Annotated in this window: 16 protein-coding genes; 4 read left to right on the top strand and 12 right to left on the bottom strand. The window is 63.5% G+C overall.

Annotated features, from left to right (window positions below; genetic code table 11):
• Positions 1 to 74: 74 nt before the first annotated feature.
• From K3F44_RS14335 to K3F44_RS14325, 3 genes are all read right to left on the bottom strand, one after another.
• The gene (locus K3F44_RS14335; RefSeq protein WP_220632462.1) at positions 75 to 2486 is read right to left on the bottom strand and encodes a glucose/quinate/shikimate family membrane-bound PQQ-dependent dehydrogenase; all 2412 of its coding nucleotides are present in this window, start codon (positions 2484 to 2486) and stop codon (positions 75 to 77) included.
• Positions 2487 to 2511: 25 nt separating this feature from the next.
• A complete protein-coding gene (locus K3F44_RS14330) occupies positions 2512 to 3858 on the bottom strand; it encodes a carbohydrate porin (RefSeq protein WP_150570576.1) in 1347 nt (448 codons plus the stop codon).
• A 253-nt stretch (positions 3859 to 4111) separates the two neighbouring features.
• Positions 4112 to 6148, bottom strand: coding sequence for a TonB-dependent receptor (locus K3F44_RS14325; protein ID WP_220632461.1), 2037 nt, complete (start codon positions 6146 to 6148; stop codon positions 4112 to 4114).
• 128 nt (positions 6149 to 6276) lie between these two features.
• Here K3F44_RS14325 and K3F44_RS14320 point away from each other — a divergent pair, with 128 nt between their 5' ends.
• Positions 6277 to 6498 carry a VF530 family DNA-binding protein gene (locus K3F44_RS14320; RefSeq protein ID WP_101321868.1) on the top strand — a complete coding sequence of 74 codons (222 nt, stop codon included), beginning with the start codon at positions 6277 to 6279 and terminating at the stop codon, positions 6496 to 6498.
• A complete protein-coding gene (locus tag K3F44_RS14315; RefSeq protein WP_101321867.1) occupies positions 6499 to 7143 on the top strand; it encodes a Pr6Pr family membrane protein in 645 nt (214 codons plus the stop codon). It abuts the gene before it with no gap.
• 175 nt (positions 7144 to 7318) lie between these two features.
• On the opposite strand, the gene K3F44_RS14310 is transcribed toward K3F44_RS14315, so the two are convergent.
• From K3F44_RS14310 to K3F44_RS14290, 5 genes are all read right to left on the bottom strand, one after another.
• The gene (locus K3F44_RS14310; protein ID WP_220632460.1) at positions 7319 to 8080 is read right to left on the bottom strand and encodes a siderophore-interacting protein; all 762 of its coding nucleotides are present in this window, start codon (positions 8078 to 8080) and stop codon (positions 7319 to 7321) included.
• The gene (locus K3F44_RS14305; RefSeq protein ID WP_150570572.1) at positions 8080 to 8610 is read right to left on the bottom strand and encodes a PadR family transcriptional regulator; all 531 of its coding nucleotides are present in this window, start codon (positions 8608 to 8610) and stop codon (positions 8080 to 8082) included. The genes K3F44_RS14310 and K3F44_RS14305 overlap by 1 nt, the downstream gene beginning before the upstream one ends.
• 136 nt (positions 8611 to 8746) lie before the next feature.
• A complete protein-coding gene (locus tag K3F44_RS14300) occupies positions 8747 to 11866 on the bottom strand; it encodes a transglycosylase domain-containing protein (RefSeq protein WP_220632459.1) in 3120 nt (1039 codons plus the stop codon).
• Positions 11867 to 11996: 130 nt separating this feature from the next.
• Positions 11997 to 13616, bottom strand: a complete 1620-nt coding sequence (locus K3F44_RS14295; protein ID WP_101321863.1) for an FMN-binding glutamate synthase family protein — start codon at positions 13614 to 13616, stop codon at positions 11997 to 11999.
• An 87-nt stretch (positions 13617 to 13703) separates the two neighbouring features.
• The gene (locus K3F44_RS14290) at positions 13704 to 17984 is read right to left on the bottom strand and encodes a DEAD/DEAH box helicase (protein ID WP_220632458.1); all 4281 of its coding nucleotides are present in this window, start codon (positions 17982 to 17984) and stop codon (positions 13704 to 13706) included.
• Between the two features lie 122 nt (positions 17985 to 18106).
• Between K3F44_RS14290 and K3F44_RS14285 the strand changes: the two genes are divergently transcribed.
• Complete coding sequence (locus K3F44_RS14285; protein ID WP_101321861.1) at positions 18107 to 18520, top strand: NUDIX domain-containing protein; 414 nt, start codon at positions 18107 to 18109, stop codon at positions 18518 to 18520.
• On the opposite strand, the gene metR is transcribed toward K3F44_RS14285, so the two are convergent.
• Entirely contained in the window at positions 18504 to 19421 is a 918-nt protein-coding gene (metR, locus tag K3F44_RS14280) for a transcriptional regulator MetR (protein WP_101321860.1), read from the bottom strand. The two genes, K3F44_RS14285 and metR, sit on opposite strands and share 17 nt — an antisense overlap.
• Positions 19422 to 19628: 207 nt before the next feature.
• Between metR and K3F44_RS14275 the strand changes: the two genes are divergently transcribed.
• Positions 19629 to 20627: an alpha/beta fold hydrolase gene (locus K3F44_RS14275; protein ID WP_150570569.1), complete on the top strand. Its 999-nt coding sequence runs from the start codon at positions 19629 to 19631 to the stop codon at positions 20625 to 20627.
• A 13-nt stretch (positions 20628 to 20640) separates the two neighbouring features.
• Here the strand turns inward: K3F44_RS14275 and K3F44_RS14270 are convergent, their stop codons facing one another.
• The 3 genes from K3F44_RS14270 to K3F44_RS14260 are packed head-to-tail and all read right to left on the bottom strand — an operon-like array spanning position 20641 to position 24247.
• Complete coding sequence (locus tag K3F44_RS14270; protein ID WP_178080841.1) at positions 20641 to 20967, bottom strand: GlpM family protein; 327 nt, start codon at positions 20965 to 20967, stop codon at positions 20641 to 20643.
• A 33-nt stretch (positions 20968 to 21000) separates the two neighbouring features.
• On the bottom strand, positions 21001 to 22329 hold the full coding sequence (locus K3F44_RS14265; RefSeq protein ID WP_101321857.1) for a sigma-54 dependent transcriptional regulator: 1329 nt from the start codon (positions 22327 to 22329) through the stop codon (positions 21001 to 21003).
• Between the two features lie 13 nt (positions 22330 to 22342).
• Positions 22343 to 24247, bottom strand: coding sequence for an ATP-binding protein (locus K3F44_RS14260; RefSeq protein ID WP_101321856.1), 1905 nt, complete (start codon positions 24245 to 24247; stop codon positions 22343 to 22345).
• Positions 24248 to 24272 lie beyond the last annotated feature (25 nt).

The raw sequence follows: 24272 nt of genomic DNA, 5'->3' as shown, positions 1-24272 counted from the left end.
TTATAAGGGACCAAAAAAAAGCGGAACCGTACAGGTTCCGCTTCTTTTATGCAGGTGATGCACTGGCGCGAGGATTAGTCGGCCAGTTTGTAAGCGATGATGTAATCACCCATCTTGGTGCCCAGCGAGCCGTGGCCGCCGGCGGTGACCAGCACATACTGCTTGCCGTCCTTGCCGGTGTAGGTCATCGGCGTGGCCTGGCCACCTGCTGGCAGGCGCGCCTTCCACAGTTCGGCGCCGTTGTGCACGTCATAGGCACGCAGGTACTGGTCGAGGGTGCCGCTGAGGAAGCCGACACCGCCCGCAGTGACCATCGAGCCGCCCATGCTCGGCACACCGACCGGCATACCGATCGGGATCGGCGTGCTGTCACGGGTGGTGCCGTTCTTGTGCTTCCACACCACCTTGTTGGTGAACAGGTCGATGGCGGCTACATAACCCCAGGCCGGTGCCTGGCATGGCACGCCCAGTGGCGACATGAAGGGGTGCATGATTACGGCGTACGGAGCACCGCTGTTGGGCTGCACGCCGCTGGTTTCACTTTCGCGCTTGCTGTCGGCAGCGACTTGCTCGCGCGGCACCATCTTCGACACGAAGGCCATGTAGTTGGGCGAGGTGAACATCAATTGGCGCACCGGGTCGATCGACACGCTGCCCCAGTTGAACACACCGACGTTGCCGGGGTAGATCAGGCTGCCCTGTTCCGACGGCGGGGTGTATTGGCCTTCGTAGCGTAGTTCGCGGAACTGGATGCGGCAGAGCATCTGGTCAAACGGGGTGGCGCCCCACATGGCCTGTTCGGTCAGGTCCGGGCCCAGCAGGTTGAGGTCGGAGCGGGCCTGGGTCGGGGCGGTGTGGTCACCCTTGACCGCGCCCTGCGGCACCGGGATCTCGCGGATCGGCACAATCGGCGTGCCGTCGCGACGGTCAAGTACATACAGGCTGCCCTGCTTGGTTGGCACGATCACCGCTGGCTTGATGCCGTCATCGGTCTTCAGGTGCATCAGGGTCGGCTGGCTGCCGACGTCCATGTCCCACAGGTCGTGGTGAGTGAACTGGTAGTTCCAGCGGGCCTTGCCGGTGGCCAGGTCCAGGGCAACGATACCGGCGCTGTACTTCTCGGCGCCCGGGGTGCGATCTGCGCCCCACTGGTCAGGGGTCTGGTTGCCCAGTGGCAGGTAGATCATGCCCAGGTCTTCATCGACGCTGGCGATCGACCACATGTTGGCCGAGTTGCGGCTGTAGGTCTTGCCAGGTGCCAGTGGCTTGGTGTCATCCGGGTTGTTGCTGTCCCAGTTCCATACCAGATGACCATCGTGCACGTCATAGGCGCGGATCACCCCGGACGGTTCGTTGGTTGACTCGTTATCGGTGACATGGCCGCCGATGATCACCAGATCGCGGGTAATCGCTGCAGGCGACGTCGAGTAGTAACCACCTGCGGTGAACGGGCCAATGCCGGTAGTCAGATCGATGACGCCCTGGTTGGCGAAGCCTTCGCAGACCTTGCCGGTGTCGGCGTTGATGGCGATCAGGCGCGCATCGGCGGTCGGCAGGTACAGGCGGCGCGGGCATGCCTGGGCAACGACCTGGCCAGCATCGGAAATTTTCGGCGCCGGGCTGCCGTCACGGCTGACGTAGCGGTTCTCGTCATAATAGGACGCACCCCGGCAGGTCATATGGGCGAAGCCCTTGAAGGTACCCACCGGGCTCTTTACTTGCGGGTCGAAGCGCCAGATTTCGGCACCGGTGTCCGGGTCCAGCGCCAGCAGCTTGCTGTGCGCAGTACAGGCGTAGAGCATGCCGTTGACCTTCAGCGGCGTGTTCTGGTTGGTCAGTTCGACCGGGTCGTTTTCAGTGGGCAGGTCGCCGGTGCGGATGCGCCAGGCTTCTTCCAGGCGGTAGGCATTCTGCGCGGTGATCTGGCGCAGCGGCGAGTAGCGGTCGCCGTGCTCGGTACGGCCATACGCCTGCCAGTCGCCGTCAGGCATGGCCGGGGCGGTGCTGGCCATTTCGCTGCTGTCGCGGTTGAACTCGCCGCGGATCTCGCCCGGGTGAGTGAACTGGCTGGCCAGAGCGGTGGCGCCGGCGGCAACTACTGCAACGCTGAGCAGCGCGGTGTTGGCTCGGGAGGCCGGGCCAAGCAGCGGGCGGCGTGTCCACGGCAGCAGCAGGACTACGCCAAGGGCGAACCAGATCGCCAGGCGCGGCACCAGTTGCCACCAGTCCAGGCCAACTTCCCACAGCGCCCAGGCGGTGCTGGCCAGCAGCACCACGCCGTAGACACCAAGGGCGATCTGCCGTTTGGCCAACAGCAGGATGCCGCTGACGGCAAAGCCGATGCCGGCCAGCAGGTAGTAAAGCGATCCGCCCAGCTGGCTGAGCTTGATACCGCCGGCCAGCAGGGCCAGGCCCATCAGCAACAGCAGCACGCCTAGCAGGCGCGGTAGCCAGCGGGTTCCGGTTTTGGCACCGTCAGTGCTCATCAAAGGTACTCCGTGAAAGTTGAGGTCAGAAACTGCTTTGAATCTTCAGGCCGGCGATCAGTGCGTCGTCGACTGCCGATACCCCGCCTGGATGGCGGATGTACTGCAGGTTGGGACGCACGGTGAGCCAGTCGGCCAGGTGCACGCCGTAGTAGAGCTCGGCGCTGTATTCGGTGTCTTGCACAGGCAGGTAGCCTGGGTTGTCGTAATCACTGATGCCGGCCGCCTGATTGGCCAGGCGGGCGTTCTTGCGGTAGCCGGGGTTGACGTGCACGCGGGCGAGGGCGAAACCGATGTCGTCCTTGGCCCGGGCATCGAATGGCCCCTTGTACAGCACACCTGCCTGAACGTAGTTGTCGATGGCATTGGTCTTCTTGTCGTGCAATGTGGCATTGGCAAACAAGCTCAGGCCGCGTGACTGGTCGGACGCCTGCGAGGTCACCTGCTGCTGCGCGCCGAGCCAGAAACCGTGTTTGCTCGAGCGGCTGCGGTAGGCAGCGCCGCTGATGGCGGCGGGTTGGCCACTGCTGTCGCGCAGTACGTCCTGAGCCTTGGCATTACTGTAGTAGTAGCCGGCGCGATATTCCCCTGCAAGTCCATTGACCTGTGGGCTCCAGACCAGTTCGATCGGCATCACCGCGCCCTGGGTACCGCTGCCGCTGAGCTTGAAGCCATTGCCCGACTCGAGGTTGGAAGGGTTCTGCTCGAACACGCCGACCTGGGCGTACAGCGTATCGCTCAGGTTGTAACGCACGCGCAGGGCCCATTGGCTGACCGGCCAGTTGTACCAGATGCCGCCAACCCAGTTGCCGACCTGCGAGCCGCAGAACGCCAGGTTCTGGAAGTCGCAGGGGAAGCTGTTGAAGTCTTCGCCTTCGCCGAAGCGGCCGAATTTCACGTCGAGGACGCCATCGAAGTACTTCTGCTTGATCCACAGCTGAGTCAGGCGCCAGGTCTGGCCGCGACCCCAGACTTCCTGGGCGGAGGTAAAACCCCCTACGCGCGGGTCGTTGATGCGGTCATTGCTGATGTTCTGGCCGTGGCGCTCGGTCACGGTCAACTGCACCTCGGTGGCGTTCCAGCCGAGGATCTTCTGCAGATCAAGGTGGCTGCCAAAGGTGAACTGGTCGCTGTAGCGCGCGCTGCGGTCATGGTCGTAGCCGCCATGCAGGTTGCTGCCCATTTCACCCGTGTAGCCGAGGGTGAAGTCGTAGCCGCGCTCGCGCAGGTCACTGCGGCTGCCGTTCCAGTCGCCAAGCATCCACGGCGAGTCACTGGCGAACATTTCACCGGCAAGCGTGGCGGGCGTAACGCCACAGAGGAGTGTGGACAGGCCTAAGGCGGCATAACGACTACGGGGTAGCTGGAACATGAGATAGCGCTATCTTTGGATTGACGAAAAATACCCAAGCGCATCGAAAAGCACGCTCTTCGATGGCGTATGGCTGTGGGAATATGGGCTGAAGCGATTCAGTGCGGCGGCAGGATATAGCGGAAGGGGTAATAAAAAAAGACAAAATGTCGCACTTGATTGTTACTGCTGCAGCAACAATGGGCCTAGCGCTATGGCTGTGGTCACCATGGCCAGCTCAATCGTGCCAGCCATAATGCCCCAGTGCGGTTCCTCAGAAGCTTGTACGCAGGCCAACCTCGACACTACGCCCAGGCGCTGGGGCAATGTCGCGCAAGATCGAACTGGCGTAGCGCACCGTCTGATTGGTCAGGTTCTCGCCGCGGACAAACGCCAGCCATTGGCTCTGGCCGACATCGAAGCGGTAGCCGACGCTTGCGCCCAAGGTGGTGTAGCCGTCAGTGCTGGTTTCGTTGGACGGCTTGCGTTGCTGCGAGGCTGCATGCTGTACATCGACGCGCGCCTGCCAGCGGTCCAGCGACCAGAGCAGGCCGCTGTTGAGGCGTAGCGGCGCAATCCGTGGCAGCGGCTCACCCGTGTCGAGGTTATTGGCGCGGGTGTAGTCGCCTGACAGTTCCAGGGCAAAGCTGCCGTAGCGGTTTTCCAGCAACTGCCAGCGATCCTGCGCCTCGATGCCATAGAAGCGCGCAGGCACACCTTGGTACAGGTATTCGGGAATATCACCGTGGTCATGATCGTGATCATCATCGCCATCATGATGATGCCCTTCACGCAGATTGCCGCTGCTGATCAGGCCAATGTAATTGCGAAAGTGGCTATAGAACACGCCGACACTGCCCTTGTGCGTGCCATTGTCAAACCGTAGGGCCAGGTCGGCGGCGATCGCCTTTTCCTTGTTCAGGCTGGCATCACCCACTTCATAGGCGCCGGTCGCCACGTGCGCACCATTGGCATACAGCTCATAGAAGGTCGGCGCGCGCTCGGTGTAGCCGAGGTTGGCCGCCAGCGACCAGATCGGGTCAAGCTGATACACCGCGCCTGAAGACAGGCTCACGGCATTGAAGGTACTGGTGCTGTCAGCGGCGGCGAAGTCCTCGTTGCCCTTGGCATCCGGGTCTACCCGGGTGTGTTCCAGACGTGCACCGAAGCTCAGGTTCAGGCGCTCGCTGGCCTGCCACTGCTCTAACAGAAACAGCGCCAGGCTGTCGGTGTCGGTGTAGGGCACGAAGGCTTCTTCACCCAACGCGGAGAACTGATTGCGGCTGACCTGCGCGCCGATCACCCCTTCCACTGGCCCCAGCGGTTGATGCCTGGCCTCGATGCGCGCCTCGTAGCCTTTGTTCTTGAAGGTGGTGTGCACTTCGCCGCTTTCGATCTCGCGGTGCTGGTAATCGGTGTAGCCAGCGTCGACCTTGACCGAGCTGAACGGGCCGTCCAGATCGCGCAGTTCAGAGGCGAAACCGTAGTGGTCCTGCTGCATGTCCAGGCGCACGCCGGGCTCGGCAACCGAGCCGTAGTTGCTGTCGTAACGGCTGTAGGATAACCCGCTGTAACCGTGCTCCCAGTGATAGGCGCCGCCAATAGCGCCGCCGTCCTGGCGACCGTTGCTGTTCTCCAGGCGGTGTTTGCTGCCCGGCTCGGCACTGTCGCGCACCTTGCCGCTGCGCGCATAGCCAGGAATGCGCAGGTCATTGAAGTGGCGGCTGTTGGCATCCAGGTGCAAGGCGAAGTTGCCGTCACCGGCTTCGAGCTTGCCGGCGCTGCTGCGGGTGGTGTCGGCGCCGCCGTAGCGCAGCTCACCCGCACCGTGAGTGCCGTCGATGGGGGCATCGGGGATGCGGTTGTCGAAGGTGTTGACCACGCCGCCGATGGCATTGCCGCCATACAGCAGCGCCGCTGGGCCGCGGACGATTTCAACCCGCTCGACGGTGACCGGGTCCAGTGGCACCGCATGGTCGTACGACAGCGACGAAGCATCCAGCGCGCCGACGCCATTGCGCAGGATACGAATGCGATCTCCGTCCAGGCCGCGGATCACCGGGCGGCTGGCGCCCGGGCCAAACCAGGTTGAGGCGACCCCGGGCTGCTTGTTGAGGGTTTCACCGAGGCTGGCGTGCTGCTGGTGCAGCAACGCGTCGCCTTCGAGCACTGTACTTGGCGCGGCAAGTTGAGCGCTGCCCAGCGGATTGGCAGTAATAACCTGTGGCTGCAGTTCAACGGCGTGGCTGGCGGGGGAGGCCAGCCAAAGGGCAGCGGCAAGCGGGGAAAGGCGCAGCGGTAGCGGCAACATGAGATCAAGCGTTCCTTGGCAAGGTATTAGTATTGTTACACTATAACATTGCTTGGCTGAGTGCTGGCCAGAGGTTTTTGCTTCTACACTCGTGTAATCTGCGCCTCTTTTCACCGCAGGAGCTCCGCATGAGCACGGCCAACCACAACGCATTGCACGGCAAGACGCTCGAGCAGATCCTCACCGAGCTGGTCGCTCACTACCAGTGGCAAGGCTTGGCCGAACGCATCGACGTGCGCTGCTTCAAGAGCGACCCGTCGATCAAGTCGAGCCTGGCCTTTTTGCGCAAGACGCCGTGGGCACGAGAGAAGGTCGAGTACCTGTACATCAAGCTGCAGCGCAAAGGCTGAATGGCTCGTCATCCATGGCTGAGCCTGGCTGCGCTGCTGGGCTGGTTCGGCTTGAGTGTGCAGCTGTACCTGGTGTTGCTGGCGCGCTGGCAGGAGCAGGCCAGCCTGATTGGCGGGCTGATCAATCTGTTCGGCTTTTTCACCGTCTTAAGCAATACGCTGGTGGCGACCGTGCTGAGCTACGCGGCGTTTGGCCACGCCGCGGCGGCACGGCGTTGGTTCTTGTCTGCGCGGGTCAGCTCAGGCATTGCTGCCAGCATTGTGCTGGTGTCGATTGCCTACAGCTTGCTGCTGCGCCACTTGTGGCATCCCCAGGGCTGGCAATGGCTTGCGGACGAGTTGCTGCACGATGTGATGCCGCTGCTGTTTGTAGTGTATTGGTGGCGAGTGGTGCCCAAGGGGCAGCTGCGCCTGTCTGACCTGGGCTGGTGGAGCCTGTATCCGGCGGTGTATTTCGCCTATACGTTGTGGCGTGGGCAGCAAATCGGGGTTTATCCCTATCCGTTCATTGATGTCGCCAGCCTTGGTTATGGGCAGGTGATGATCAATGCGCTGGTGGTGTTGGTCGCGTTCTGGGCGATCGGGCTGGTATTGCTGGCGCTGGATCGCTGGCAGGGGCGGCGAAGGACGCAGCCGCTACCCTGACCACGTCATTCCTGGGTCATGCGCGGTTCCTGTAGGAGCCGCCTTGTGTCGCGAAAGGGCGGCGAAGCGGCCCCACATTTTCAGCTTCGCCGCTGATATCGCCGGGCCAGCTTCGCTGGCCTATCGCGACACAAGGCCGCTGCTACAGGGCCGCAGCCCCGTATCTCGACTGAGACTACTCGTCGTCAGTACTCCCATCGGCGCGCCAGTAGGCGGCGGCTTTCAAGGCATCCTCATGAACGCCTTTTTCCAGCAGCAAGGTCTTGGCCTGTCGAGTCAAAGACTTCTCCAGCGCGACCCAGCTGTACAGCTCGCCCTCCGGCAAAGGCAACTCGCTGATCACTGCCAGCAGGTCCTGCTTGTCTCGTTGCACCCAGATCACCTCGACCTCAGCCTGGCTCGGCAACGGCTGGCGTTCCTGGTCGTCGGCAATCTGAATCAGCGCGAGCACCCGGCGACCTGCCGGCAACTCGTGCAAGCGCCGGGCGATGGCCGGGATCGCCGTCTCGTCGCCAATCAGCAGGTAGCTGTCAAAAATGTCCGGCACCACCAGCGAAGCCCTTGGCCCGGCGATGTTCAACACCTGGCCCGGTTCAGCCTGAGCAGCCCAGGTCGATGCAGGGCCGTCGCCATGCAGGACGAAGTCGATATCCAGCTCGCCGCTGGCCAGGTCATAGCGGCGCGGGCTGTACTCGCGCATGGTCGGCCGAGCGCCACCGTCGCGGCCCGACTGGCGCGCATCGATGGCCGCCTGTTCGGCAGCAGTCACGCCGAACAACAGCTTGATATGGTCGTCGCTGCCGAGGCTGACAAAGCCTGCCAGCTCCGGCCCGCCAAGAGTGATGCGGCGCATGCGCGGAGTCAGATCGGTCACCCGCAGTACCTGCAGCCGACGCTGTTTGATTTCGTGATTGACGCGGTGAATGCTGTTGTTCATCAAGTGTTCTCCGTGACGGAATCGGCCGGGCCGGCGGCAATGGCCTTGGCGGTGTCGTTGAGCAGATTGCTGACCCGCTCGATCTCGGCGCTGTTCCAGCGGCCGCTGTGCATATGCAGGGCATGGCGCAGGTTGCCCACGGCCTCATGAATTTCCGGTGGGCGATCATGGCCACGCAGTGCCCGCTTGCTGACTTCGATGCGCATGCGCACACCATCGACGGCGACGGCTTGCTCGGTCAGGGCAGTGCGCCCGGCATCGGTAATGGCGTAAAGGCGTTTGCTGCCCTGGACCTGGCCGCTGATCAGTTCGGCTTCTTCAAGGAAATTCAGGGTTGGATAGATCACGCCGGGGCTCGGGCTGTAGCTGCCATCGAACAACGTCTCGATCTGGCGAATCAGGTCGTAGCCATGGCCGGCCTGTTCGGCAAGCATGGCCAGCAGCAGCAATTTCAGGTCGCCGGGGGCAAATACCCGCGGGCCGCGCTCGCCGCGGGCGGGGCGGCGGTCGAAGGGATCGTGATCACGCATGGTCTAAAGGCTCTGTCTGCGATATATCGTTAGATACTACTCAAGATATATCTTAAGACAAGCCAAAGATAGTGATGATTCTCATTTGGTTATTCGATCAGTCACCACCCGGGCTGTCCGGGCGGTGACTGTGCTGTCAGTGATTGGCCGCTAACTGAGGTGGTTTGCACTCGGTGCTACTGCCTGGTTCGAGATACGGCATCAGGATCGGTGCCATGCCTTTAAGCGCCTGCACTGGCAATGCCGAAGTGAAGGTGAAGGCCTCTGCCGTGCGCCCCGGCACAAAGGCGGTGAGAGTGCCGAAGTGGTTGTCGCCCAGGAAGAACACGAAGGTTGCGGTGCGGTTCAGCGAGCGCGAACCGATCAGCCGACCGCCAGCGCCAAAGCTCTCGATGCGGTTGTCGCCGGTACCGGTCTTGCCGCCCATCACCAGTGGCGTGCCATCGTGCAGCTTGAAGCTGCCGGAGATACGCCTTGCCGTACCGGCGTCTACCACTTGCGACATGGCGCCTTTAAGCGCGCGTGCGACTTCAACCGGCAGAATCCGCTTGCCGCGGTCCGGATCGCTGATCAGCTTGGTCTCATACGGCGTATTGGCGGCAAAGTGCAGGGTGTCGAGGCGCAGTGTCGGCAAGCGCACACCGTCGTTCTGGATGATCCCGACCAGCTCGGACAGCGCTGCCGGACGATCGCCCGAGCTGCCGATGGCGGTGGCCAGGGATGGCACAAGATGATCGAACGGGTAGCCGACCTGCTTCCAGCGTTGATGTATATCGAGAAACGCCTCGATCTCGACCATGGTCCGGATACGACTGTCACGGGCACCCTGGTGGCGGCTCTTGAACAACCAGCCATAGACTTCCTGGCGCTCGAACCGACCGGCATTGAGCATCTCGCTCAGGCTCGCGCCGGGGTTTTTCAGCAGGTAACCGAGCAGCCACAGGTCAAGCGGGTGCACCTTGGCGATAAAGCCCTGGTCGGGCAGGTCGTATTTGCCGGGGCCGTAACTGTCGTACATCTGCGAAAGGCGACCATCGTCGAGCTTGGCCAAGGCCTTTTTGTCGCCCTTGCTGTGCGCGCGGACGAAGGCGTTGAAAGTTTCCTGGGAGGCTTCCGGGAACAGATAGCGGTGCACCGCTGCCAGCCGCTGCGGGGTGACCCGCATGCTGTCGAGGAAGGTATCCAGGCGCTGTTGCGAGGTCTTGCGCTGGTACTTTTTCCAGAAGCGCATGAGGTAGTTGCTGCCTTCGCGATCAGCAAAGCGTGCCAGGTATTCCTGCCGGCGCGGGTCGCCATCGTCTTTGAGCAGCATCGCCCGGTTGAACGGTTGCTGGTAGGTGACATAGCGGACGATGTCGCGCATCAGGCGAATGAACGGCAGGTTGATCGACTCGCGCAGTGCGTCCTTGAGGGTCGGGTTACGACCGTTGTCTTCCTTGCGGAAGTTGTTGAACACATGCATGCCACCGCCGGTAAAGAATGCCTCACCGGTATTGGCCGAGTATTTGCGCTCAAGCGCTGCGTCGAGCATCGCATCGAGGTTTTGATTCTTGCTGTTGAGGGTCAGCCATTCCAGCGACCATTGGGTCAACCGGTCAAGCTCGGCGACATCCACCTTCTTCAGCTCGCTGACTGGCTTGCCGGCATACTTGTCGTGCAGCTCGGCGATGATCTGCAGGTAGGTGGTGAGCACCCGCAGCTTGGCGGTGGAGCCCAGCTCGAGCTTGCTGCCCTCGTTGATATCGAAGGCCTGGTCGGTGCTGTCGGTTTGCACACGAACCCGCGAGCCATCGGCGGTACGTTCGAACAGAGTGAAGCTGTAGCGCACCTGATCGGTAGTCTTGCTGGTCAGCAAGCGCTCGCCGATAAGGCCCATCTCCCCGGCAAAAGCTGGATCGGAGAGTTTTTTCAGATAGTCGCTGACCTGGTTCTGCAGATCACCCTGCAGGGTACTGGTGGCCGACAGGTCGAGGCGGTCGAGGTCATACAGAGGCCGGTTGAGCATCCCGGCCAGGCGGTTGCGGGCCAGGCTGATGCCCTTGTTGGTGATGATCGGGACGATGGTCGGCTGCGCTACCCAATCGCGATAGCGCGCTTTGCTGGCCAACGCGGCATCCGCCAGTGGCCGCTCGATGATATTCGCCGCAGCCAGCACGCGAATATGCGAGTCGGTCAGTTCGGCCAGCTCGATGCGGCCTTTGGACAGGTAATGCGAAGGGCGGCGCTGGGCGATCATCAACGACAGCACCTGGCGCAAGGCCAGGCCCCGCTCGACAAGGCTGTCGGCATCGGTGGCAGTCGAGGCGAGGGCGCGGTTGACCTGATCGAAGTCCGCGCCATACCAGACGCGCAAACCTTCGGCCATGCCGTGCACTTCGCCGTGGCCAGGTACTGCCGACAGCGGCACGCTGTTGAGGTAATCACGCACGATGCGCTGGCGCGACTCGGTGGTATCAGGGCCGCCCTTGTACGCGCGCACGCTGGCCGAGAGCATCTGGCGCAGTTTTTCGCTCCCCGAAACGGTCAGGCCGTCCGGTGAATGGCGGTATTTCTCCAGCTGGGTGGCCAGCGTGCTGCCGCCGGCCGACTGGCCGGGCAGGGCGAAGTACTTGGCAATCTGGCTGTAGGCGGCCTTGGCGAAGCGTGGCCAGTCCACTGCCGGGTTGTTGCGCGGGTCGGCCGGGTCGAGCAGGTCGCGGTTCTCGATAAACAGCAGGCTCTTGACCATCACCGGTGGTATCGCGGCAAAGTCCGGGTACAGGTGCTGCGGGTAGTTGTACTGGTAGAGCATGTCGCCGCGACAATCGGTGATGGTCAAACCCGCCTGGATTTTCTCGACAAAAGGCACAAACAGGCCGTGGTCGACATAGTCCATCAATGCCGGAGAAAACCGGACCTGCTCGCTGATCAGGTAATCGCGCTTGAGCAGACGCGGCAGAAACTCACCCAGCGCGCTGTAGCCCAGGCGCTTGTCGAAAGGCCCTTCACCGGGGTAGACGATGGCATCGCTGGGGCCTGGCTCCAAGCTGTAGGTCAAGGTCGCGGCCAGGCGGCTGAACTCGCGCGATTGCAGGTTCGAGGTCTGCATTTCGTCATAGGCCGCAAAGCCGATGGCAATCATCGCCAGCAGCACGACGAGAATGATCAACCGCCACCACAACCTGCGCTGACGAGGTGGTTTTGGCGGCGGAGCATTATCCAGACCTGCTTCAGGTGCTTGGGTGCTGGAGGGTTCCGATTGCCACTGTGCGCCCATAGTCATCTATCCGGCCAAGTAATTTCGTCTTGCGTGTCTGAAGCTTAGACGCTGACCGCAGCAGGTGAAAATTTTGTGAGCGGCATCGGCGGCATGCCGCGCTGACACTGCCGACACCTGCTGCAAACGCTTAGGCGGCCTGCTCGCTGTGGGGCTCGAAGCTGTCGGCCCGAGCCAGTTGCCACATCCGCGAATAGAACTGCCCATCGACCTCGCCGGTGAGCAGCTCGCCCGGTTTGAGAAACACGTGCATCTGCGAGAACAGCTTGATTTCGGTTGCCGAAATCCGCCGTACCAAGTGCTTGGCCTCCAACTGCGCCGGGTGCTCCAGGCCAGCCGCCGCGAGCATTTCGGCCAGCGCGCGCAGGGTATTGTGGTGGAAGTTGAGGACGCGGTTGGCTTTGTCCGGCACCACCAGCGCCCGCTGGCGCAGTGGGTCCTGGGTAGCGACCCCGGTCGGGCACTTGTTGGTGTGGCAGCTTTGCGACTGAATGCAGCCGATGGCAAACATGAAGCCACGCGCCGAGTTGGCCCAGTCGGCACCGATGGCCAGCACGCTGGCGATGTCGAAGGCGCTGACGATCTTGCCGCTGGCGCCGAGCTTGATCTTGTCTCGCAGGTTCAGCCCGACCAGGGTGTTGTGCACGAACAGCAGCCCCTCACGCAGGGGCACGCCGATATGGTCGGTGAATTCCACCGGCGCGGCGCCGGTGCCGCCTTCCTTGCCGTCGACGACGATGAAGTCGGGCAGGATGCCGGTCTCGAGCATGGCCTTGGCGATGCCCATGAATTCCCACGGGTGCCCCAGGCAGAACTTGAAACCAACCGGCTTGCCGCCGGACAACTGGCGCAGTTGGGCAATGAACTGCATCAACTCGATAGGCGTCGAGAAGGCGCTGTGACGGGACGGTGAAATGCAGTCTTCACCCATCAGAATGCCGCGGGTTTCGGCAATTTCGGCGGTGACCTTGTGCTTGGGCAGGATCCCGCCATGGCCCGGCTTGGCGCCTTGGCTCATCTTGATCTCGATCATCCGCACCTGCGGATTGCGCGCCTGCTCGGCAAAGCGCTCGGGGTCGAAACGGCCATCGGCGGTGCGGCAACCGAAGTAGCCACTGCCCAGCTCCCAGGTCAGGTCGCCGCCGTGTTCGCGGTGATACGGGCTGATGCTGCCCTCGCCGGTGTCATGGGCAAAGTTGCCCAGCTTGGCGCCCTGGTTGAGTGCGCGAATGGCGTTGGCGCTAAGCGAGCCAAAGCTCATCGCCGAGATGTTGAAGATCGATGCCGAGTACGGCTGGGTGCACTGTGGGCCGCCGATGATGATCCGAAAGCTCGCAGGGTCCGCCAGCGGCGCCGGGCGCATCGAATGGCCGATGAACTCGAAGCCCGACTGGTAAACGTCGATCAGGGTGCCGAAGGGTTTGTCCGAAGCCTCGTTCTTGGCCCGCGCATAAACCAGCGAGCGCTGCGCGCGGGAGAATGGCAGGGCGTCGCTGTCGGATTCCAGCAGGTACTGGCGGATTTCCGGGCGAATGGCCTCGACCAGGTAGCGAATATTGCCCAGGATCGGGTAGTTGCGGCGCACCGCGTGGCGCTTTTGCAGCAGGTCGAACACGCCGATCAGGCTCAGTACGGCGCTGGTCAGGGTGAGCGGCCAGAGCCATTCATGATGGATGAACGGCAGGCTGGCGAGGGTGAAGAGGACGCATGCGGCGAAAAATGCATAGCGGCTGAGAAGTGACAGGCTCATACGAAATCCTTGCGATGGCTCGGTCAGGCTCAGGGCCTGGGGCAAACCACGACCATAGCGCTAACGCCCGGCACATGGCCAGCGCAGTCAGCCGCGCAGCAGCTTTTGCCGCCAGCCATCCTGCTCCTCGGCAGCTGCCTCGAGCAGAACCACATAGCGCCCGCCGACCCGCGTTGCCACGGGCACACCGTCCTTGTACAGCAGCCGATTACCGGCCACTGCCGGCAGTTTTCCGCCTGGCAGCAGGGTGCCAAGCAGATTCAGTGGATCGCTGCCGCTGATCAGCACCAGCTCGCCATCCAGCGGCCTGCGCCTGACCTGGCGCAGCAGCCCGACTGCGTCCGGCAGGGCAAATTGTTCGCCGGCCAGCCCGGCAATAAACCGCCCGCCGCGGATTTCGCCGCGGGCCTCCAGGCGCTGGTAGCAGCGCAGTAGCTCACGCCAGCTTGGCAGCGCGTCCGATTCACGCGTCAGCAGACGCCAGCAGATCACCCCGTAGCGGCGCAGCAGCGCCCGCGCAATGTATTCGAGGCGCAGGTCGTGATCGGGTTCGTCGCTGGTGCGCCGGAGCAGTGCCCAGCGCCCGGCATGGGCCATGTCGCTGAACAACGCTGGCCGACCACGCCGGCTGATACGCGGTTTGCGCTTGGCGGCGGGGCTGATCAGGCAGCGCAAGCCGATGAAACTGTCGGCGCCGACCAGGCCGGCCCCGACCAATTCCTGCAATGCGGTTTCCAGCTCACTGGGCAGCAGATGCGCCTCCTGTGAGAGCTCCTCGAAAAACAACGCCCCTTGCGCCTGCAGTGCGGCATGCACACGCTGCGCCCGCGGCCCGAGGCTGGCGACCTCAGGTGTGCTGGTCAGGCTGCGCCATAGACTCAGATGCTCGCGTGGCAACAGTGCCAGTGGCGTACTCGCCAAGGTGCTGCTGGCCGCAGTCGACGCCAGCCTGCTCCAGGCCCATTGGCCGCTGCGGCAGGCCTCATCCAGCCATTGCGGGCTGTAATCGCTGATGCGCGCCGGCAGCAGGTCGGCCTCCCAGGCACCGGCGCCGCCGGGGAACCCTTGCAGTTGGCCGAGTATTTCGCCGAGCGCCTCGCGGCCGCGCATACGCTGATCCTGCGCCAGGTGTTGCCAGTCGAACAGAAAGCGCATGTAGTCCTGCAGGCTGACCGGTTCGATCTCCCGGCGCAGCCGCTTGACCGTGTAGCGATGGATGCGCGCCAGTAGATGCCGCTCACACCACTGCAGCGCCTGCGCGCCTGGGCTGAAATAGCCGCGCAACAGCACGCCTTGTTGTTCAAGGGCGGCCAGGGCCTGCTCGATCTGCGCCGGCGGCAGGCCCAGTGATGCGGCTATCTGCTCACGGCTTTGCGGGCCGCATCCGCTCAGGCGAGAGCGCAGCAGCTCGCCTAGGGCGCTGTCGGCATCGACCGGTGTATCGAAGCCCGGTAACAAGGTCACGGCCGGCTCGAACAGTGCCTGCGGGTACAGCGCGTTGAACAGGTTCAAGCGCTCACGGGCCACCCACAGCGGCTGCTCGGGGCCGTTCAGACGGCTGCTGCGACCGCTCTTGGCCAGCCGTTGCAGCAGCGCCAGCCAGCCCGGATTGGCCGCTGCCTCGGCCTGGCTGATGCAACCCAGGCTCATCAGCGCCTCGTGCATCTCGTCGCTGTTGCTCGGTTGCGGCCATGCTTCCTGGGCCACCGCGGTGATGGCGTCGGCATCCAGCGCGCCGAGATCATCGGCGCTGTCGACCTCGCTCCAGCGCCGGTTGAGCACCGCCTGGGTACGCCGCTCTTCCAGCGGTGCATCGTCCAGAAACGCATAGGGCCGGGCATTGAGAATGGCCGCTGCCAGCGGCGAAGGTGCCGGCAGGTCGCGGCTGATCAGGCGTAACTGGCCGCCTTCCATGCGTTTGAGCAGGGCCAGCCAGGCGTCGCTGTCCAAGGCTTCGTGCAGGCAGTCGTGCAAGGTCTGGGCAACCAGCGGATGCTCAGGAATCTGCCGCTCGCCGGCGATGTTTTCCAGGCAGGCCAGTTGGTCGGGGAATACTGCTGCGACCAGGTCTTCGCTCTTCATCCGCTGGATTTGCGGGGCCACCTTGCGCCCGCCGACAAAGCGCGGCAAGGCCAGCGCGACCGAGGCAATCCAGCGCCAGCGCACGCCAAACAAGGGCGCGTCGAGCACCGCCTGGATCAGGATCGCCTCGGCGCTGTTGCTCGAGAGATAGCGCCACACTTCATCCAGCTCGAAGCTGTGGCCAGCAGACAGCGACAGCACGATCGCGTCTTCACTGGCCGCCGCCTGCAGCTCGAAGTTGAAAGTGCGGCAAAAGCGCTTGCGCAGGGCCAGCCCCCAGGCGCGATTGATGCGGCTGCCGTAGGGCGAGTGGATGATCAGCTGAGTCCCGCCGGACTCATCGAAAAAGCGCTCCATGATCAGCGTCTGCTGGGACGGTAAAGCGCCCAGCACCTGCCAGGTGCGCCCCAGATAATCGATCAGTTGGCTGACGCAGGCGTCATCTAGCTGGTACGTAGTTGCCAGCCACTGACTGACCGGTTCAAACGCACCCTGGCTGGCTTGCAACTGCTGATCGAGTTGGCTTTGCAGGCGTGCGACTGCCGCCGATAGTTCATCGCTGCGCCCGGGCGCCTCACCGAGCCAGAACGGGATGGTCGGCGGGAGCCCGCGCGCATCCTCGACCCGTACCTTGCCGGCCTCGACCCGTAGGATGCGATAGGAGGCATTGCCGAGCTGGAAGATATCGCCGGTGATGCTCTCTACTGCGAAGTCTTCGTTGACGCTGCCGATGTTCAGCGCCTGGGGCTCGAGCAGCACGCTGTAATCGGCGTTCTCGGGGATGGTGCCGCCACTGGTCAACGCCGTCAGCTGGCTGCCGCGGCGGCCGCGCAACATGCCGCTGACCGCGTCACGGTGAACATACGCACCGCGCACGCCGAGGCGGCCGTTGTAGCCTTCGGCAAGCAAGCGCAGCAGCGCCTGATAGTGCTCATACTCCAGCGCGGCAAATGGTGCGGCCTGGCGCAGACAATCGAACAAGCCCTGCTCCGACCAGGGCTGGTTGCTGACTTCGGCAACGATCTGCTGGGCCAGCACATCCAGCGGCGCCTTGGGTATGTGCAGCTCATCCAGTTCGCCGCGGCGCACGCATTCCAGCAGCGCCACGCATTCGATCAAGTCGTCGCGCGAGGTGGCGAACAGGCGCCCCTTGGGCGTGCCGTCGACCTGGTGGCCAGAGCGGCCAACGCGCTGGATGAACGCCGCGATCGAACCCGGCGACGCGATCTGGCAGACCAGCTCGACCTCGCCGATATCGATGCCCAGTTCCAGCGATGCTGTGGCGACCAGCACCTGCAGCTCGCCAGCCTTCAGGCGCTGCTCGGCCAGCAGGCGGTGCTCCTTGGCCAGGCTGCCGTGGTGCGCGGCAACCACCTGCTGACCAAGCCGCTCGCCGAGGTGGCGAGTCAGGCGTTCGGCCAGTCGGCGCGTATTGACGAACACCAGAGTCGTGCGATGGGCGCCGGCCAGCTCGGCCAGGCGGTCGTAGACCAGATTCCAGGCATCACTGGACATCACCGCGCCGAGCGGCACCGGCGGCACCTCTATGGCCAGGTCGCGCTGGCGCGCGTGGCCGACATCGACGATGGCGCAGGGCCGCTGCTGGCCGACCAGAAATTGCGCCACGCGTTCGACCGGGCGCTGCGTAGCTGATAAGCCGATGCGGCGTAATGGCTTGCCGGTCAGGGCTTGCAGGCGCTCCAGCGTCAGCGCCAGATGGCAGCCGCGCTTGTTGCCGGCCACGGCGTGGATCTCGTCGACGATGACCGTGTGCACGCTGCCCAGACCTGCGCGCCCGGACGCCGAGCCGAGCAGCACATAAAGCGATTCAGGCGTGGTCACCAGAATATGCGGTGCGCGCCGGCGCATCGCTGCGCGCTCTTTTTGCGGGGTGTCGCCGGTGCGTACCGCGGTGGTGATCTGCGGCGCCTGTAGCCCCTGCGCCTGAATCACCTGGCTGATGCCTTCGAGCGGCGCCTGCAGATTCAGGCGGATGTCGTTGGACAGTGCCTTGAGTGGCGACACGTAGATGACCTGAGTCTGCTCAGCCAATTGACCGTCATTGGCCAGACCCTCGCGGAACAGCTCGTCGAGTACCGCCAAAAAGGCGCTGAGGGTCTTGCCCGAGCCGGTCGGCGCTGTCAGCAGTACCGATTGGCCGGCATGAATCAGCGGCCAAGCGCGGGCCTGGGCGTCGGTAACCGTGGCGAAGCGCTGGCGGAACCAGCTGCTGACGGCGGGATGAAACAGCGCGAGGGCAGGGTGCTGCGAGGTAGGCAGGTTCATGTTCTGGTTATGGCGCTCGAACGCGCACTTGGCAAGGGGCCGTTCGTCTAGCGGCGTTTGCTTGATACGCGGGGAGGTTGGATCGGCTATCCTCGCCGGCTTAATCCTGCCCCGAGTTATCCATGCCGAACATCATCCGCATCGCCGCCGCTCTGCTCATCGACCCGCAAGGGCGCACGCTGCTGGTGCGCAAGCGCGGCACTCAGGCGTTCATGCAGCCAGGCGGCAAGATCGATGCAGGGGAGACGCCGCTGGCAGCATTGGGCCGTGAGCTGGAAGAAGAGCTCGGCCTGCGCATCGATGCCGCTGCGGCCGAGTACCTGGGCCAGTTCAGCGCGCCGGCAGCGAACGAACCGGGCTTCGAGGTTCAGTGCGAGCTGTTTCGCGTCGACTGTGCCACCACCGTAGCGCCCGCAGCGGAGATCGAAGAAGTGCTGTGGATGACCGCCGAGCAACCGTCGGCACCACTGCTGGCGCCGCTGACCCGCGACCTGATTCTGCCGCTGTACCGCCGGTTGCTCAACGCACCGCGCTGACCCCATCAAGGGTGGCGAACGAGGTGTCCTTGGCGGTTAGCAGGAAGTCACGCATGTACGGCGCATCGAGCATGTCGGTGCGCACCCCGGCGTAGAGCGTGGCAAACAGTCCCTTTTCGCCCAAGCGCTTGCCCTTCACATAGCCGCGCGAGCTGTATTCGTGCAGGGCCCAGTGCGGCATGCCGCAGACGCCACGACCGCTGGCCACCAGCTGCATCATCATCACCGTCAGCTCCGAGGTGCGGATGGCGGCGGGCTCGATGTCGGCGGGTTCGAGAAAGCGGGTAAAGATGTCGAGACGGTCACGTTCCACCGGGTAGGTGATCAGGGTCTGGTCGACCAGATCCTGCGGCACGATGTACGGCTTGCTCGCCAGCGCATGCTGGTTGGCTACCGCCAGCATTGCCTCGTAGGTGAACAGCGGCACGTAAGTGATCCCGGCCAGGTCGAGCGGGTCGGAGGTCACCACCAGGTCGAGATCGCCACGGGCCAACGCCGGCAGCGGGGCAAAGGCAAAGCCAGAGGCCAGGTCCAGTTCGACTTCCGGCCAGGCATCGCGGAACTGGTCGATGGTCGGCATCAACCATTGGAAGCAGCTGTGGCATTCGATCGCCATGTGCAGGCGCCCTGCAGTACCACCGGCCAGCCGCGCGATGTCGCGTTCGGCACCGCGCAGCAAGGGTAGAGTGGCGTCCGCCAGTTGCAGCAGGCGCAGGCCAGCGCTGGTAAAGCGAATCGGCTTGGTCTTGCGCGCGAACAGCGGCATGCCCAGGCGCTCTTCAAGTTCCTTGAACTGATGCGAAAGTGCCGACTGGGTCAGGTGTAAGCGCTCGGCGGCCTCGACCAGGCTGTCTGATTCGCGCAGTGCATGAAGGGTTTTCAGGTGACGAATTTCAAGCACGACCAACTCCGGAGCTAAACGCGATAGTGCGTGAGTTTGGCTCATGTTGGCGCGGTTTGTCGATCTGCAGGTGTGGCCCAGGCGGTCTTAATGTTGCCTGAGTGGCCGCCTGGCAGGGTTCATCAAATTGTCACGCAAGTGTGGCAGCGCTTTTCAATCAAGTTGATCAGACTGGCGGACTAATTGGGCTTTGCGTGCTGGTGTTGCTTGATGCGTTTTTTATTGTTTGTGTTGATGCTATGGGGCGCTGCGCCGAGCACCATTGCCATGGCGCGCTGCGATGCCAGTGTGGCACTGCAGCGCGCTGACCTGGGGGCGCTGAGCATGGTCTATCAAAGCGTCGGCGCGCCGTCAGATCCTGCGCTGTTGCTCGTCATGGGGCTGGGCGGTCAACTGATCCACTGGCCCGACGATGTCGTGGAAGCCCTGTGCCGACAGGGCTTTCGGGTGATCCGCTACGATAATCGCGACGTTGGTCTGACCCGCTGGAATACAGCGCCGGCCTCGGCCAACCTGACGTTCGAGGCGCTGCGCTACAAACTTGGTCTGAGCGTATCGGCGCCTTACAGCTTGACCGATATGGCCGAGGATGGCGTGCAACTGATGGACGCACTGCACATCGAGCAGTTTCATGTACTGGGGGTGAGCATGGGCGGCATGATTGCCCAGCATATGGCCGCCATGCAGCCGCAGCGGGTGCGCAGCCTGACCCTGGTGATGTCCAGCTCCGGCGCCGCCGGCCTACCGCAACCCAGCGCAGCGTTGCTGCAGTTGCTGGCGCGGCGCAGTGCTCCGAGCCGTGCTGTGGCCATTGAGCAGCAGGCTGACATGCTCGCCGCATTGGGCAGCCCGCAGGTGCAGGATGAGCGCCAGGAGCTGATTCAACAGGCGGCGCAGGCCTATGATCGGGCATTCAATCCGCAAGGCGCCAAGCGCCAGATTCTGGCGATTCTGGCTGAGCCGAGCCGAGTCGAGCTGCTCAATCAGCTGCGCGTGCCGACGTTGGTGGTGCACGGTACCGCAGACCCGCTGCTACCGGTGATGCACGGCGTGCACCTGGCGGCGCATATCCAGGGCAGCCAGTTGCGCTTGATTCCGGGGCTTGCGCATCGTTTTCAAGCGCCGTTCAAGGCGCCTCTGCTGGGCGCGGTCTTGCCATACCTGAAAGCCCAGCGTGAGAAACCCTCTCACCTCGCCACACTGTAATAGCGGGGAGTGCTCAGTGCAGGCGCACCCATACGGTCACCAGCAAGGTCGCGGCGATCAGCCAGGCCAGCGTGGCCAGCGCCAGCGATGCCTCCAGGCGCATGCGCTCGACCAGCACATACAGCGTCAGCAGATAGACGAAGTAGGGGATGATCGACCACATGCCGAACACGATGGTGGTTTTCAGGTCCTCAATCGAGCGGCCCTTGCCGACAATGTAGTGAGCGATCAGGGCGAAGGTCGGAAACAGCGGCACCAGCCCGGCAATGTAGTAATTGCGGGTCTTTGACAGGATTGCCAGAAGAATCACCACACCCGCGCCGAGTGCCGCTTTCAATATCAGGTCCACAGAATTTTCCCGTAGCGATTGAGGTCAGCCGAGGCCGTATTTTTTCACCTTGTCGAACAGCGTGGTCTTGGCCATGCCCAGCTCCAGGCTGGCCTGGCTCAAGTTGCCGCCGCTGCGTTGCAGCGCATCACTGAGCAGGTTGCGCTCGAATGCCTCCACCGCTTCGGCAAAACCCAGGCCCTGGCTGGCGCCGCCGCTGGCGGTTTTCTTGAATGCCGGCAAGCCAAGCGCATAGCGTTCGGCGACGTTGCGCAGCTCGCGAACGTTGCCTGGCCAGTCGTGGGACATCAACCGCGACAGGGTGTGGCTGTCCAGCTCAGGTGTTTCGCGGTCAAAGCGCAGCGCCGATTGCTGTAGAAAGTGCTCGAACAACTGCAGGATATCCTCACGTCGTTCGCGCAGCGGCGGCAGCTCAAGGGTAACCACATTGAGCCGGTAATACAGGTCGCTGCGGAACTGGCCGCTCTGGCCTAACGCATTCAGATCAGACTTGGTCGCGGCAATCAGGCGGCAATCCACTGCTATGCTCTGGTTCGAGCCCAGCCGCTCCAGGGTCCGCTCCTGCAGCACGCGCAGCAGCTTGATCTGCAGGTTGATCGGCATGCTCTCGACTTCGTCGAGGAACAACGTACCGCCGTTGGCATGCTCGATCTTGCCAATGCGGCGCTTGCCAGCACCGGTGAAGGCATTGGCCTCGTGGCCGAAAATTTCACTTTCGAAGAGGTTCTCCGGCAACCCGCCGCAGTTGAGCGCGACGAACGGTTGCGCCTGGCGCCGGCTGAAGTCGTGCAGGCAGCGGGCGACCAGTTCCTTGCCGGTGCCGGTCTCACCTTCGATCAACACATTGGCCGAGGTGTCGGCGACATTGGCGATGAGTTCGCGCAGCTCCTGCATGGCCGGCGAGCGGCCGATGATGCGGCCCTCCAGCGTACTCTGGCTGGCCAACTGGCGGCGCAATGACACCACCTCGCGGGCCAGGCCGCGTTGTTCCAGGGCCCTGCGTACCACTTCGACCAGACGCTCGGGCGAGAACGGTTTCTCCATGAAGTCGTAGGCGCCGTTGCGCATTGCGCCGACAGCCATGTCGATGTCGCCGTGGCCGGTGATCAGCACCACCGGCAGGCCGCGGTCACGGGCCTTGAGCCGGCTCAGCAGCTCCAGGCCATCGATGCCGGGTAGGCGAATGTCGCTGACCACGATGCCGGCGAAGTCGTCGCCGATGCGCTCCAGGGCAAGCTCGGCGCTGCCCACGCCTTCGCAGGCGATGTCTTCCAGAGCCAGCGCCTGCTGGCAGCCGAGCAGTACATGCGGGTCATCTTCGACGATCAGGACGGTCAAGGGTGCTTGGTTCATGGGGACCCTTCGCTCATGGCTGCTGTGGCGGTTGTGTGGGGGCGTTGACCAGCGGCAGGGCGAGGACGAACGCCGTACCGCCGCTGGCGGGGTGCTCGACGCTGAGTGAACCTTTGGCGGCAGCTGCGAGGCTTGCCGACAAGGTCAGGCCCAGGCCCAGGCCGTGTTCGCCCGGTTTGGTCGTGAAAAACGGCTCGAACAGGTGCTTGCGCGTATCGTCATCGATACCGTGACCATTGTCGCGCACCAGCAACCGGTATTTGTCGGCCTGGAGTTCACCTTCCAGCCACAGCTGCGGCTGCGGCTGGCTGGCCATGGCGTCCAGCGCGTTGCCGATGAGGTTGACCAGAATCTGCTCGAGGCGGGTCTGATCGATGGCCAGCAACTGATCCTCGTACAGATTGTGCAGCTGCACATGGCTGCCGGCAATCCGGTTGGCCAAGACCTGCAGGCTGGCCTCCACGGCCTGTGCCAGCGAAGCCTGGCCACCGTCATCGGCGCGGCGGGCGAACGAGCGCAGGCTGGCGGTGATCCGCCCCATGCGGTCGATCAGGCCGTTGATGGTCTGCAGGTTGGCACTGGCAGTTTCCAGTGCGCCGCGCTCAAGGAAACGCACGGTATTGCCCGACAGCGTGCGCAGCGCTGCCAGCGGTTGGTTGAGTTCGTGGGCGATGCTGGTCGACATCTGCCCGATGGCCGCCAGCTTGCCGGCCTGGACCAGCTCGTCCTGCGCCTGGCGCAGGGTCTGTTCAGCATGCCGGCGCTCGCGAATCTGGCCCTTGAGGCGTTCGTTGCTGGCGCGCAGGTCCGCCGTGCGCTCGGCAATCTTGCGTTCAAGGTGGCTGTTGGCTTCTTCCAGCGCCTCACGTGCGGCCAGGCGCGTGGCGATGACCTTGCGCCGTTCGTTCCAGGCAATGCCAAGGATGGTCAGCAAGGCGAAGGCCACCGCGACCAGCACGCCCTGGATCATCGACTCGCGGCGCAGGTCCTGCAGTGGCGTGAGCAGGGTGAAGTGCCACGGCGTATCAGCCAGGCGACGGGTCTGCGCCAGGTAGGTGACCTCGTGCAGTTTGCCCTGGGCGGTTTCGCTATTGGCCGGGAAGGTCAGTTTCTCGACGCCATCGGCGAGGGTTTCGCGGGCCAGCGGCTCCAGCTCGTTCAGTGGCCACCAGTAGTATTGCAGGCTGCGCGCCAGGCGTTCTTTAGTCTGCGGACTCAGTGCACGGACTGCCTTGAGCCGCCTCGCTGGGTCGCTGGAAAGGATGATGATGCCGTTTTCATCACTGACAAAAGCCTCGAGGCGGGCACGCTGCCAGCGCTCTTCGAGGGTGTCCAGGCGGACCTTGATCACGGCCACGCCGATGATCTTGCCGTGCTCTTCCAGGCCGTGAGCCAGGTAGTAGCCGGCTTCGCCGGTGGTGCTGCCGATGCCGTAGAAACGCCCAGGCTCGCCCCGCACCGCGTCCTGGAAATAGGCACGGAAAGACAGGTCTTCACCCAGAAATGAATCAGCGTCGCGCCAGTTGCTGGTCGCCTGGACTCGGCCACTGGTATCGAGGACGAAGATGGCCCGGCTGCGGCTACGACGGTTGAGCCCTTCAAGGTATTCGTTGACGCTCTGCCGCGCACCGCCCTCAGGCTCGCTGAGCAGTTGCGATACGCTGTCTTCCAGCTCAAGCAGGCTCGGCAGATAGGTGTACTTGCTGATTTCACTCTCGACTGTGCGCGCGTGCAGCTCGAGTTGCCGTTCGCCGTTTTCGCTGAGGATACGAATACCGCTGTTGTCACTGAGTACGTAGCCGATCAGGCCCAGGCCGACCATCAGCAGGATGATCAGAGGTGGTAACAGCAGTTGGCGGATCAGACGGGATTTCACGGCAGGCAGGGCAGGGCGCAGGAGCGAGGGGTCGCATTTCATCACAGTGGCCTTGTCACGACCAGCA

Source organism: Pseudomonas sp. S07E 245 (assembly GCF_019599025.1).
Taxonomy (GTDB): domain Bacteria; phylum Pseudomonadota; class Gammaproteobacteria; order Pseudomonadales; family Pseudomonadaceae; genus Aquipseudomonas; species Aquipseudomonas shirazensis.
Note: the sequence above shows the minus strand (reverse complement) of the source record. Positions and strands in the feature narration are given on the sequence as shown.

Bases quoted from the DNA above. Each gene is read 5' to 3' on its own strand.
- K3F44_RS14335 (WP_220632462.1), bottom strand. From the start codon at position 2,486: ATGAGCACTGACGGTGCCAAAACCGGAACCCGCTGGCTACCGCGCCTG.
- K3F44_RS14330 (WP_150570576.1), bottom strand. From the start codon at position 3,858: ATGTTCCAGCTACCCCGTAGTCGTTATGCCGCCTTAGGCCTGTCCACA.
- K3F44_RS14325 (WP_220632461.1), bottom strand. From the start codon at position 6,148: ATGTTGCCGCTACCGCTGCGCCTTTCCCCGCTTGCCGCTGCCCTTTGG.
- K3F44_RS14320 (WP_101321868.1), top strand. From the start codon at position 6,277: ATGAGCACGGCCAACCACAACGCATTGCACGGCAAGACGCTCGAGCAG.
- K3F44_RS14315 (WP_101321867.1), top strand. From the start codon at position 6,499: ATGGCTCGTCATCCATGGCTGAGCCTGGCTGCGCTGCTGGGCTGGTTC.
- K3F44_RS14310 (WP_220632460.1), bottom strand. From the start codon at position 8,080: ATGAACAACAGCATTCACCGCGTCAATCACGAAATCAAACAGCGTCGG.
- K3F44_RS14305 (WP_150570572.1), bottom strand. From the start codon at position 8,610: ATGCGTGATCACGATCCCTTCGACCGCCGCCCCGCCCGCGGCGAGCGC.
- K3F44_RS14300 (WP_220632459.1), bottom strand. From the start codon at position 11,866: ATGGGCGCACAGTGGCAATCGGAACCCTCCAGCACCCAAGCACCTGAA.
- K3F44_RS14295 (WP_101321863.1), bottom strand. From the start codon at position 13,616: ATGAGCCTGTCACTTCTCAGCCGCTATGCATTTTTCGCCGCATGCGTC.
- K3F44_RS14290 (WP_220632458.1), bottom strand. From the start codon at position 17,984: ATGAACCTGCCTACCTCGCAGCACCCTGCCCTCGCGCTGTTTCATCCC.
- K3F44_RS14285 (WP_101321861.1), top strand. From the start codon at position 18,107: ATGCCGAACATCATCCGCATCGCCGCCGCTCTGCTCATCGACCCGCAA.
- K3F44_RS14265 (WP_101321857.1), bottom strand. From the start codon at position 22,329: ATGAACCAAGCACCCTTGACCGTCCTGATCGTCGAAGATGACCCGCAT.
- K3F44_RS14260 (WP_101321856.1), bottom strand. From the start codon at position 24,247: ATGAAATGCGACCCCTCGCTCCTGCGCCCTGCCCTGCCTGCCGTGAAA.